Consider the following 12237-nt stretch of genomic DNA (forward strand, 5'->3'; position numbering starts at 1 on the left):
ACCGGCTACCTTCCCACGATGTCGGACGGCGCCAGGCTCCGCTCCAGCGCCCCACCCCCGAGGCCCCGGCACGGCTGCCGGGCCTGCGGCCAACCCCGCCAGCCCGGGCTTCCCGGCCTCAGACCCCCAGCTTCTCCGCCGCCCCGCGCAGAAAACCCGCCAGCGTCTGACGGAACTCCGGCTCATCCAGCAGGAAGGCGTCGTGGCCCTTGTCGGAGGCGATCTCCACGAAGGACACGTTGGCCGCAGCCTTGTTCAACGCCCGCACCACCTCGCGCGATTCCTCGGTCGGGAACAGCCAGTCGGAGGAGAAGGAGGCCAGCAGGAACCGCGTCGCGGTGTTCTGGAACGCGGTCGACAGCTCGCCGCCATGTTCCGCGGCCAGGTCGAAGTAGTCCATAGCCCGGGTGATCGTCAGGTAGGAATTGGCGTCGAAGCGCCGCACGAAGGTGGAGCCCTGGTGGCGCAGGTAGCTTTCCACCTGGAACACGTCCTCCAGGAAGGTCAGCGCCTTGGCACCCTGCAGCCTGCGGCCGAACTTGCGGGTCAGCGCGGCCTCGGAGAGGTAGGTGATGTGCGCCACCATGCGCGCCACGCTCAACCCTTGCGCCGGGACCGAGCCGTCTTCCCAGTAGCGGCCGCCTTTCCAGGCCGGGTCGGAATGGATCGCGGCGCGCCCGACCTCGTCGAAGGCGATGTTCTGCGCCGAGTGGTGCGCGGCGGTGGCGATGGGCGCGCAGGCGAAGACACGCTCCGGATAGGTCGCCGCCCATTCCAGCGCCTGCATCCCGCCCATGGAGCCGCCCACCACCGCCAGCAGCCGCTTGATCCCGAGGTGCTCCACCAGCTTGGCCTGGGCGCGCACCATGTCGCGAATGGTGACGTGCGGGAAATCCGTGCCCCAGGGCCGGCCCAGCCCGCGCCCGGTGGCGGGGTCGGTCATCTCCTCGCGCGGGCCGGTGGAGCCCATGCAGCCGCCCAGGACATTGGCGCAGATCACGAAGAAGCGGCTGGTGTCCACCGGGTCGCCCGGCCCCACCACGCCCTTCCACCAACCCTCGCGCCCCGTCACCGGGTGCGTCTCGGCCACGTACTGGTCGCCGGTCAGGGCGTGGCACACCAGCACGGCGTTGGAACGGTCGGCGTTCAGCCGCCCGTAGGTTCGGTAGGCCACCGCCATCGGTGCCAGCACGGTGCCGCAGTCCAGCAGCATCCCGTCCTCGAACACCACGCGCTGGTGATCAACGTCCGGCAGGGGGGCAAGGTCGGCATCCACGGGCAGGAGGCTTAGAGCAGATCGGCCGCCGGCGAAATCAGGCATCGCGCGCACAGCCCCGTCACAGCCGCGTGCCTGCCAGCACGTGGGACGGCGCCATGGGCTCGTTGCCGGTGCAGGCGCCGTGGCCTGGAAGCGCCGGAACAGAGAAAGGGCGCCGGCCCCGCGAGGAACCTGCGCCCTTTTCGATCCATGACAGGGCAGGAGCGCAACGCCCCTGCCCGGCCGCGTCAGGTGTTCATGGCGTCGAAGAAGTCGTGGTTGGTCTTGGAGTACTTCAGCTTGTCCAGAAGGAACTCCATCGCGTCCTGCGTGCCCATCGGGTTCAGGATACGGCGCAGCACCCACATCTTCGACAGGTCGGAGCGCTCCACCAGCATCTCCTCCTTGCGGGTGCCCGACTTGGTGATGTCGATCGCCGGGAAGACGCGCTTGTCGGACAGCTTGCGGTCGAGCACGAGCTCACAGTTGCCGGTGCCCTTGAACTCCTCGAAGATCACCTCGTCCATGCGCGACCCGGTGTCGATCAGCGCGGTGGCGATGATGGTGAGCGAACCACCTTCCTCGATGTTGCGGGCGGCACCGAAGAAGCGCTTCGGGCGCTGCAGCGCGTTGGCGTCCACACCACCGGTCAGCACCTTGCCCGAGGACGGCACCACCGAGTTGTAGGCGCGGCCCAGGCGCGTGATGGAATCCAGCAGGATCACCACGTCGCGCTTGTGCTCGACGAGGCGCTTGGCCTTTTCCAGCACCATCTCGGTGACCTGGACGTGGCGCGTCGCCGGCTCATCGAAGGTCGAGGCCACGACCTCGCCGCGCACGGTGCGGGCCATGTCGGTGACTTCCTCGGGCCGCTCGTCGATCAGCAGCACGATCAGGAAGACTTCCGGATGGTTGGCCGAGATCGACTTGGCGATGTTCTGCAGCATCACCGTCTTGCCGGTGCGCGGCGGCGCCACCACCAGCGCGCGCTGGCCCATGCCGATCGGCGCCACCAGGTCGATCACGCGGTGCGTGTTGTCCTTGGTCGGGCCCTTGTTGTTGGCCTGCTGCGCCTCAAGCTCCGCGTTCTCCATCCGCAGCCGGCGGGTGGGGTAGAGCGGGGTGAGGTTGTCGAAGTTGATGCGGTGGCGCAGCGCCTCGGGCGGCTCGAAGTTGATCGCCTCGACCTTCAGCAGCGCGAAGTAGCGCTCGCCATCCTTGGGCGCGCGGATCTGGCCCTCCACCGTGTCGCCGGTGCGCAGGCCGAAGCGGCGGACCTGGGTGGGGGAAACGTAGATGTCGTCCGGCCCGGGCAGGAAGTTCGCCTGGGGGGAGCGGAGGAAGCCGAAACCGTCGCTCAGGATTTCGAGCGTGCCCTCCCCGTGGATCGCCTGGTCGTTCTCGGCCAGCGTCTTGAGGATGGCGTACATGATGTCCTGCTTGCGCAGGGACGAGGCGTTCTCGATTTCGAGCGACTCGGCGAAGGCGAGAAGATCGCCCGGGCTCTTGGCTTTAAGTTCAGACAGATGCATGGCGGCGGACGTGTCCGTCTCGACAGGGAGGGCGGGACCCTTCCACTGAGCGGGCCTGCCGGCGCGTGGGGCGCGGGCGGGAACGCTGTTTGCCGTTATGGACCACGCATCCAGCGCGGATGGCGGAAACGGCGGTGTCCCGGATTTGAGGAGGGTAGAAGCTGAGGCAAGGCTCTACGGAGCTTGCGGCACCTCTATTGGGAAGCAAGGTGACATTAGGGAAGCCGCGTCGCGCAGGTCAAGGGAAAAAAGTGTTTAGCCTTCGTCACTTGGCGGAAACCCTGTTCATGCAACGGTAAAACAACGGCCCAGCCCCCGCCTCCACCGGGCCGGGACCGGCATCGGGCGCGCCCCCTTGCCGCGCGGAAAAACCCGTGGGAGGGCCGGAGCATGAGCGATCCCATCCCCCCTTCCGCCGCGCCGGCCATCCCCGACATCCTGACGCTGGAGCGCGCCGCGCTGACCGCCACGCCCGCGCCGCGCCTGGCCTGGGACGGGGGATTCGTGGTGCGCCTTTTCCGGGGCGGCACGGGCCGCGCCAACGCCGCGAGCTGCCTCGACCCCTCGCCCGACGCGGCGCTGCCGGACCGGATCGCGCGGATCGAGCGGGATTTCCGCCGCCACGGGTTGCGGCCGCGCTTCCGGTCCACCCCGCTGGACCCGCCGGGGCTGGAGGCGGCGCTGCGCGCGCGCGGCTACGGCGAGGTGGAGGGCGCCTGCATCCTGCTGGGCCCGCTCGCCGCCGTTGCCGCGGCCGCGGCACCGCTAGGGGAACGGCTGGCCCAACCCAGCGAGGACTGGATCGCCGTGCAGGCGACGGCCGAGCACCAGACGCCGGCGCGGCGCGCCGAGAAGCTGGAAGCGGCCGCCCTGCTCGCCCGGCCGGGCTGCTGGCTGCTGCACCGGGTGGGGAGGCAGCCGGCGGCGGCGGCACACGCGGTGGCGGACGATTCGCTGTGCGGCTTCTTCGACGTGGCCACCGCGCCGGCCCAGCGTCGCAGGGGGCTTTCTCAGGGGGTGCTGGCCAGTGCCGCCGCCTGGGGGCTGGAACAGGGTGCGCGCCATGCCTGGCTGCAGGTTTCGCCGGGCAACGCTCCGGCCCTGGCGCTCTACGCGCGGCTAGGGCTGCGCGAGGTGTACCGCTACCGCTACTTCACGCTCGGCTGAGACGGGCCGGGACGCGTCCGGAAAGGAATGCTGGTGTGCGGTGGGGGGGATCGGTCAGCAGCCCCGCCGCACGCGGCAGAAGCGCTGTCCGTGTTGTGTTCCGGGCGGCCCTCAGGCCGCGACGGCGCGCCCGGCAGCCGGGTCGAGGCGGTAGCCGCCGCCCTCGGTCAGCAGCAGCGCGGCATTGGCCGGGTCGTGCTCGATCTTCTGGCGGAGACGGTAGATGTGCGTCTCGAGCGTGTGCGTCGTTACCGCCGCGTTGTAGCCCCAGACCTCGTTCAGCAGCACCTGCCGCGCCACGGGACGGCCGCCCGCGCGGTACAGGAACTTGAGGATGGAGCACTCCTTCTCGGTGAGGCGGATGCGGCGGTTCTTGGCCGTGTCCTGCAGCACCTTGGAGGCCGGGCGGAAGGTGTAGGGCCCCACCACGAACACAGCGTCCTCGCTGTTGTCGAAGACGCGCAGCTGGGCGCGCAGGCGTGCCAGCAGCTCGTTGATGCGGAAGGGCTTGGCGATATAGTCGTTGGCGCCGGCGTCGAGGCCGCGCACAACGTCGCTCTCGCCGTCGGCACCGGTCAGCATGACGATGGGCACGCGAACGCCCTCGCGCCGCAGCCGGGCGCAAAGGTCGCGGCCGTCGCCGTCGGGCAGGCCGATGTCCAGCAGCACGGCATCGAAGCGGGCGCCCGGCGCCAGCAGTGCCTTGCTCGCCTCGTCGGCCGTGCCGGCCTCGTGAGCGGTGAACTCGCCCTCGAGGGAAAGCTGCTCGCTGAGCGTCGCGCGCAGCGATGAATCATCGTCCACGATCAGGATCGGCCGCGGGCCGGACATACCATCCTCATTCTTCGGGCGGCCGGAATACCCTGAGGGGGTTCCCGGACATGTTCTCGGATTGTGCAGACCGCCGAACGGCCGTGCAAGGGCGTGCGGTCGCGATTTCGTGCGGGGGGCCGCAAACGCAAGGGGTGGTGCCTGTCATTCCCGACATGCAGGTCACATTGTGGCCGCTCGGCACCACCATAGATCAGGAAAAGGGCCCTTGGCGTCCATCCTGTCGCATGCCACTGGCCGTGAGGCGGTGGCTTGAAGTCTCGGAGCCACGGGTCGAAGTCACCGGACCCTGGTCCAGATCCTCCTGGAACAGGGCCCCGCGTCGCCGCGAGGGACGCGAGAACGGGAACGCCGTAGAATGAGTGGTCTTGCCGGCCCCAGGCCGACACATTCCGGACCGACGCAGGACAGCGCGGGGGAGCCGCGTGGGGCCGGGGAGGCGCAGGCCTCCGGCCGGCAGCGCAAGGCAGAGGTGCCGGACCCACGCGTGATGGCGATGCGGCGCGTCCACCGCGCCTTGGGCGAGCTGCGCCGCGGCACGCCGGTGCTGATCCGCGGCCTCGTCCCCGGCGCCAGCCCTGCCGGAACGGCGGTCTGCACGGAAACCTCGCTGGGCCAGGGGCTGCTGGTGGCCGCGGCGGAAACCGTCTCGGCCCGTGGCCTGGCGGAATTCACCGGCACGGAGCCGGTGCTGCTGCTCTCGCCCGTTCGCGCCGCGGCCCTGCTGTCGCGCCCGGTCGAGCTGCAGCCCGCAGCCCCGCGCGAGGCGGAGGCCGCGCCCGTGGCGCTGCGGACCTCGCCCGCGCTGCTGCTGCCCGAGGTGCTGCGCTCGCTGGCCGACCCCACGCTGGAAACACTGCTGCCGGAGCGTCCGCAGCCCGCCCCCGTGCCGCCGCTGGCCGCGGCGGCGGTGGCGCTGGCCAAGCTGGGCCGCCTGCTGCCGGCCCTGGTCGCCACCCCCCTGGGCGCGCTGCCGCCCGGGCTGACCGAGGTGCCGGCGGCCGATATCCTGAGCTATCCCGGCACCGCCGCCGCGACGCTGACCCGTGTGGCCGAGGCTTCCGTGCCGCTGGAGGATGCGCCCGAGGCCCGGGTGGTCGCCTTCCGCGCCGCCGATGGCGGCATCGAGCACCTGGCGATCCTGGTGGGGCAGCCGGAAGCCCTGGCGGCGACGGGCGGCGCGCCGCTCACGCGCGTGCATTCCGAGTGCTTCACCGGCGACCTGCTGGGCTCGCTGCGCTGCGACTGCGGGCCGCAGCTGCGCGGCGCGCTCGCGCGCATGGCGGCCGAGGGTGGCGGCGTGCTGCTCTACCTGGCGCAGGAAGGCCGCGGCATCGGGCTGGTGAACAAGCTGCGCGCCTACGCGCTGCAGGACCGGGGCCTGGATACGCTCGACGCGAACCGGGCGCTGGGATACGGCGCCGACGAGCGCAGCTTCCTGGTGGCGGCCGAGATGCTGCGTGCGCTGGGCATTCCCCGCGTGCGTCTGCTGACCAACAACCCCGAGAAGGTGGCGGGCCTGGCCGCCTGCGGCATCGAGGTGGCGGCGCGCGTCCGCCACGCCTTCGTGGCCAACGGCGTCAACGACGGCTACCTCGACACCAAGGCGCGCCGCTTTGGGCACCTGTTCGGATGATCGCGCTCGTCCTGCCCGACGCCCCGGGCGCGCGCACCGGGCGCCTGGTGATCGAGCGCGACAGCTGGCCCTGCGCACTCGGCGCCGGCGGCATCCGCGCCGACAAGGCCGAGGGCGACGGCGCCACGCCGGTGGGCCGGCTGCCGCTGCGCCGCGTGCTCTACCGCGCCGACCGCCTCAGCCCCCCGCGCTGCGCCGTGCCGGTGGAGCCGATCGCGCCCACCGACGGCTGGTGCGACGACGCCACCCACCCCGACTACAACCGCGCGGTGCGCCTGCCCCACCCCGCCCGGCACGAGGAGCTGTGGCGCTCCGACGGGCTCTACGACGTGGTGGGCGTGCTGGGCTGGAACGACGCGCCCGTGGTGCGCGGCCGGGGGAGTGCCATCTTCCTCCACGTCGCGCGGCCCGACCTGCGGCCCACCGAGGGCTGCGTCGCCCTGCCCCTGCCCGACCTGCTGCGCGTCCTGGCGATGGGGCTGACGGACCTGGAGGTCCGCCAGGGCTGAGCGGAACGGTGCCGGGCGCCGCCATCGGTGGGCGTCACGGGAATTCCGTATCCTGCCCGTCTTTCGGAACCGCCCGCGGAGGCCGTTCCCCGACGCCAACTCCGGGACCGGCCACGCCCAAACCGGTCATCCGCCCGCTGCGGCGCGCGGGCGGCCCAGGTGCGCACCGGGAGGCTCAGGCGGTGCGGCGCCGGCGCATCCCGCGCAGCTCCCGCAGGTCCAGCGCGCCCAGGAGATGCGCCGCGCCGAAATAGGTGGCGAGGCCCAGCCCCACCAGCAGCAGCAGCCGGGGCACGCGCAGGCTCTCGGCCGGAAACAGCAGGGAGGCCGCGCCCCAGAGCACCGCCGTCATCACCGCCGTGGCGATGATCAGGCGCGGCAGCTTGGTGCGCAGGCGCCGGTCCATCTGCCAGGCGCCGCGCCGGCGCAACATCACCGACAGCGCCGCCACGTTGACCCAGGCCGCGATCGCGGTGCTCAGCGCGATGCCGGCATGGGCCAGGTAGCGGCTGAGCACGAGGTTCAACCCGAGGTTCAGCACCACCACCGCGATGCCGATGCGCACCGGCGCCGCCGTGTCGCCGCGCGCGAAGAAGCCGGGCGCAAAGGCCTTCACCAGCACGAAGGCCGGCAGGCCGATGCCGTAGGCGACCAGCGCCTCGGCCGTGGCGGCGGCGGCTTGCGTACCGAAGGCGCCGCGCTGGAACAGCGCGTCCACGATCGGCGCCGCCACCACGATCTGCGCGGCCGCCGCCGGCAGGGCGAGTGCCAGCGAGAACTCCACCGCGCGGTTGAGGGTGCGGTGCGCCGAGAGCGGCTGCTTCGCACGGTACTGGCGGGCCAGCAGCGGCAGCAGTGCCGTGCCGACCGCAGCCCCGATCACGCCCAGCGGCAGCTGCGCCACGCGGTCGGCGTAGTACAGGTAGGACACCGCCCCCGCCGGCAGTGTGGAGGCGATGATGACGTCCACCGCGAGGTTGAGCTGCGTCACGCCCGCCCCCAGCACGCCCGGCACCATCCGCCACAGCACCACGCGCACGTTGGGATCGAGGCGCGGCAGCCGGAAGTGCAGCGGCATTCCGGCGCGCTTGGCCGCCCACCAGACCCAGGCGAGCTGCGCCACGCCCGAGGCCAGCACGCCCCAGCTCTGCGCGTGGCCGGCCGTGGCGACGTGCGGCGTCAGGCCCAGCAGCGCCGCCATGGCGAAGATGTTGAACAGCACCGGCGCGGCGGCCGCGGCGGCGAAGTTGTTCAAGCCGTTGAGCACGCCCGACACCAGCGCGGTGAGGCAGATGAACACCAGGTAGGGAAAGGTGATCCGCGTCATCTCGACGGCGTATTGCCAGCGCAGCGGGTCATCGCTGAAGCCCGGCGCCAGCACCGTCAGCACCTGCGGCATGAAGATCCAGCCCAGGATCGTCAGCGCCGCCAGCCACAGCGTCAGCAGCGTGCCCATGCGCTCGGCGAGCAGGCGTGCCGGGCCGGGGCCGTCACCCGCCAGCGTCGCGGCAAAGGCCGGCACGAAGGCGGCGTTGAAGGCACCTTCGCCGAACAAGCGGCGAAACAGGTTGGGCAGCTTCAGCGCCACGAAGAAGGCGTCGGCCACCGGCCCCGCGCCCATCAGCGCCGCCACCAGCATGTCGCGCGCGAAACCCAGCACGCGGCTCGCCAGCGTCCAGACGCCGACGGTCAGGATGCCCCGAAGCATGTTTGTCCAGCCCCCCACGGTTCCATCGCGTCCCCACGCGGCGGAGCGGTGTTGCTTAGCGAAGTGCCAGGGCGGGCGGAAGCCGCGCCGTGCGGCTCTGCGCGTCATCGGTGGGGGTGATCTGGCGGGTGGTGCTGGTTGCTGGACCCAGGGAGGGGGAGAAGGTGTTCCCCCCCCTCCCCGGACCCCTCTCCCTCATCTCTTTCTCCGACGCTGCCGCGCGAACGTGGTCAGGGCCGTGCGCTCCGGCTCATGGAGCCGGAGCGAGGGATGCGTCAGCAAGGGCTGACAGGAAGCTTGGTTTTTCTGAGTAGCGCCGGCCGCCGCCGTTTTCGCGACCAGCCTGCCCCGTTCCCGCGGCAGCGTCCCAAAAGAAGATGAGTGGGGGTCCGGGGGAGAGAATTCCTTCTCTCCCCCGGGACAGCACCACGCACGGATCAGCCGCGCGGCAGGAAGCCCACCAGCGCCTCGGCGCGGGTCACGATCGGGTCGGCGATGGCCGCGGCCTTCTCGGCGCCCCGGCGCAGCGAGGCGTCCACGGCGGCCGGGTCGTCGAGGAGGCGACGCATCTCGCCCTGGATGGGGGACAGCTTCGCCACCAGCGCCTCGGCCAGGGTTTCCTTGAAGGCGCCGAAGCCCTTGCCGCCGTGCTCGGCCAGCACCGCGTCGGGCGTGGTGTCGGTCATGGCCGCCAGGATGCCCACGAGGTTGCGCGCCTCGGGCCGGGCTTCGAGGCCGCGCAGTTCGGAGGGCAGCGGCTCGGGATCGGTCTTGGCGCGGCGGATCTTCAGCGCGACGGTGTCGGCATCGTCGGTCAGGTTGATGCGCGACTGGTCCGAGGGATCGGACTTCGACATCTTCTTGGTGCCGTCACGCAGGGACATGACGCGCGCCGCCACGCCCTGGATCAGCGGCGTGATGTTGGGGAAGAACTCCTCGCCGTAGTCGTGGTTGAACTTTTGGGCGATGTCATTGGCGAGTTCGATGTGCTGCCGCTGGTCGTCGCCCACCGGCACCTGCGTCGCATGGTAGGCCAGGATGTCGGCCGCCATCAGGTTCGGGTAGACGAAGAGGCCGGTGGACACGTTCTCGCGGTCCTTGCCGGCCTTGTCCTTGAACTGCGTCATGCGGTTCAGCCAGCCCATCCGGGCCACGCAGGTGAAGATCCAGGCCAGGCGGTGATGCGCGTGGACGTGGCTCTGCACGAACAGGATGCAGCGCTCGGGGTCGAGGCCGCAGGCGATCAGCGCCGCCGCCATCTCGCGCGTCTGACGGCTCAGCTCCTTCGGGTCCTGCCACACGGTGATGGCGTGGAGGTCCACCACGCAGAAGAGCGAGTTGTCGCCGTTCTGCATCGGCACCCAGTTGCGGATCGCGCCGAGGTAGTTGCCCAGCGTGGGAATGCCGGAAGGCTGGATTCCGGAGAAGACGCGCTGCATCGGGGGTGGAGACCGTTGCTGTTGTTGGAAGCGCTGGGGTTTCCCGCGCGGGAAGCGCCCCGTCAAGCGACCGGCCGGTTCGCCTTACTTCCTTACCATCTTACTATCTTACTTCCTTACCGGCCGTTTTGCCCCCGGTCAGGTGCGGGGCGGCCCGCACCGTCCGCGGCCGGGAACCCCGGCGCGTGCGGAACGTGGCGACGCGAATGTGCAGGACCCGTAGCCCGGTTCGCAAGCGTTTCAGCAGTTCCGCCGAAGAACGGGCGTGACGCAGGCCAGGCGGTGGCGGTCGCCCGCCGGGCGGTGTTTCCGCCGGATCAGCGCGCTTCCGGCGCCCACCCCGGAACGGGTGCTCATGACGCGCGAGGCGATCAGTTGCGAGAGCCCGGGCGAGGCGCGGGGGTGGGCGCCTCGGCCTCCACCCCTGCTGATGCTTTGTGCATCCCCTGCGACCATCCCTGACGCATTTTTCAGGTCGATCCGGGTTTTTTGCATCAGGGCCAGCCGGGCCACGGCGGCATAGCGCGATGTTTCTGCTCCATTACCGCGGGCAGGCGCAGGAAGCCGCTGGAATTATTTTGCGCCGGCCGGCCGAATATTGATGATCTGCCTCCGGCGCAAGCAACTGAGCGAGAAACTGGCTTAACGGCTTGGTATACAGCGGATTTTTGATTTCCTACGATCCGCCGCAGCGAAAGCCGCGTGACCGGAACCTGCCCATGACCTCCTCGCTGCCCTCCCCCTCGAACACCCTCCCGGGGATGCAGCGCAACCGTGCCGAGGCGCTGCTCGACGGCTTCGAGCCGACATTCGAGTTCCAGCCCGTGAACCCCCTGCCGGAAGCGGAGTTCGCGGACCGGCTGCGGCGCATCCGGCGCGAGGCCACGGTGGCGGGGCACGACGTGATGCTGGTGCATGCCGACAGCATCGGCTGGTACCGGGTGTCGAACTCCTACCTGCGCTACATGTGCGACTGGACGCGCGAAGGCCTGCTGGTGGTGCCGACCGACGACGACCGGCCGCTGACCATGTTCTCGTTCTTCTCCTCCTCCGTGGTGCTGCCGCCGGCGGGCGAGCCGCTGCTGGTCGAGGATATCTGGCAGATCGGCACCTGGGGGCGCGAAACCTACAACCGCCCGGGGCGGGGTGTGGACAAGCTGGTGGAGGCGGTGGCGCGCTTCCTGGAGCGTTCGGGCTTCGCGGCCTCGCAGGTCGGGCTGATCGGTGACGGGCTGTCGCAAGGGTGCTGGGACGGGTTGCGGCGGGAGTTGCCGCGCTGCCGCTTCGAGAAGGCCGAGGCGATCATCGACCGCATGCAGCGCCGCCGTTCCCCGCTGGAACAGCAGCAGGTGCGCGCCGCGGCGCAGCTCGCGGACATTGGCATCCAGGCGGCCTATCACGTGATCCGGCCGGGCGTGACCGACCACGAGATCTACGCCGCCTTCACCTTCGCGCAGATGGCGCGTGGCGGCGAGAGCGGCGACGGCTACCAGATCGGCATCAACCGCTACGGCACGCATTGCGGCAAGCCCTACGGCCACGTCGTGCGGCCGGGCGACCTGATCAACCTGTATATCTCGGGCGTGACCTATCACGGCTACAACGCGCAGATCGCGCGGATGATCGCGGTGGGCGACATCACGGCGAAGCAGGAAGAGGTGCTGCGGATGTGCACCGAGGGCGTCGAGGCCGCGGCCGCCGCGGCGCGGCCCGGCGCGCTGGTGTCCACCGTCGCCAACGCCTCCTTCGAGCCCTATATCCGCCGCGGCTACCTCGCTTCCCACGACAGCCGGACCATGCCCTACAACTGGGAAGCGGCGGAGGATGGCGGCCCGCGCCTGGTGCCACGTCGCCACGTCGCCGACGAGGACTGGGAGCGTCAGGGACGCCGGCTGATGCACGTTTATCCGGCGACGCAGGGGCCGCACAATCCGAACGTCGGCCATTCCGTCTCGATGCCGCGCTTCGCGAACTACAACATCGCCTCCAACAACCACGACGTGCTCGAGGAAGGCATGACCTTCGTGCTGCATTCGCAGTGGCTGGAGCCCGAGGTCGCGGGGGCCAACCTCGGCAACTGCTACCTCGTGACGGCGGACGGGCTCGAGAACCTGAGCTGCCACACGCCGCTCGAGACGCACCGCATCACCGTTTGAC

9 protein-coding genes are annotated in these 12237 nt (G+C 70.7%); 4 read left to right on the plus strand and 5 right to left on the minus strand.

The features are described 5' to 3' along the window. Positions 1–118: 118 nt before the first annotated feature. Entirely contained in the window at positions 119–1321 is a 1203-nt protein-coding gene (metX, locus tag ACFFGY_RS18725; RefSeq protein WP_377046047.1) for a homoserine O-acetyltransferase MetX, read from the minus strand. Between the two features lie 185 nt (positions 1322–1506). After that, positions 1507–2790 (minus strand): transcription termination factor Rho, encoded by a 1284-nt coding sequence (gene rho / locus ACFFGY_RS18730; protein WP_377046048.1) that lies wholly within the window; start codon positions 2788–2790, stop codon positions 1507–1509. 390 nt (positions 2791–3180) lie between these two features. On the opposite strand from rho, the gene ACFFGY_RS18735 reads away from it, so the two are divergent. Continuing rightward, positions 3181–3957, plus strand: coding sequence for a GNAT family N-acetyltransferase (locus ACFFGY_RS18735; protein ID WP_377046049.1), 777 nt, complete (start codon positions 3181–3183; stop codon positions 3955–3957). A gap of 111 nt (positions 3958–4068) precedes the next feature. On the opposite strand, the gene ACFFGY_RS18740 is transcribed toward ACFFGY_RS18735, so the two are convergent. Then, the gene (locus ACFFGY_RS18740; RefSeq protein WP_377046050.1) at positions 4069–4788 is read right to left on the minus strand and encodes a response regulator transcription factor; all 720 of its coding nucleotides are present in this window, start codon (positions 4786–4788) and stop codon (positions 4069–4071) included. Between the two features lie 358 nt (positions 4789–5146). Here ACFFGY_RS18740 and ACFFGY_RS18745 point away from each other — a divergent pair, with 358 nt between their 5' ends. Both ACFFGY_RS18745 and ACFFGY_RS18750 read left to right on the plus strand, forming a co-directional pair. Beyond that, positions 5147–6424, plus strand: coding sequence for a GTP cyclohydrolase II (locus ACFFGY_RS18745; protein ID WP_456316174.1), 1278 nt, complete (start codon positions 5147–5149; stop codon positions 6422–6424). Next, a complete protein-coding gene (locus ACFFGY_RS18750; protein ID WP_377046051.1) occupies positions 6421–6933 on the plus strand; it encodes a L,D-transpeptidase family protein in 513 nt (170 codons plus the stop codon). Before ACFFGY_RS18745 ends, ACFFGY_RS18750 begins: the two co-directional genes overlap by 4 nt. Positions 6934–7108: 175 nt before the next feature. Here ACFFGY_RS18750 and murJ read toward each other — a convergent pair whose 3' ends face one another. Together murJ and trpS are read right to left on the minus strand one after the other, a co-directional pair. After that, the gene (murJ, locus tag ACFFGY_RS18755; RefSeq protein WP_377046052.1) at positions 7109–8641 is read right to left on the minus strand and encodes a murein biosynthesis integral membrane protein MurJ; all 1533 of its coding nucleotides are present in this window, start codon (positions 8639–8641) and stop codon (positions 7109–7111) included. Positions 8642–9078: 437 nt separating this feature from the next. Further along, a complete protein-coding gene (trpS, locus tag ACFFGY_RS18760) occupies positions 9079–10080 on the minus strand; it encodes a tryptophan--tRNA ligase (RefSeq protein WP_377046053.1) in 1002 nt (333 codons plus the stop codon). 719 nt (positions 10081–10799) lie between these two features. Here trpS and ACFFGY_RS18765 point away from each other — a divergent pair. Then, a complete protein-coding gene (locus ACFFGY_RS18765; protein ID WP_377046054.1) occupies positions 10800–12236 on the plus strand; it encodes a M24 family metallopeptidase in 1437 nt (478 codons plus the stop codon). Position 12237: the final 1 nt, after the last annotated feature.

Origin of the sequence: Roseomonas elaeocarpi (assembly GCF_042433915.1) — a bacterium.
GTDB lineage: Bacteria > Pseudomonadota > Alphaproteobacteria > Acetobacterales > Acetobacteraceae > Roseomonas > Roseomonas elaeocarpi.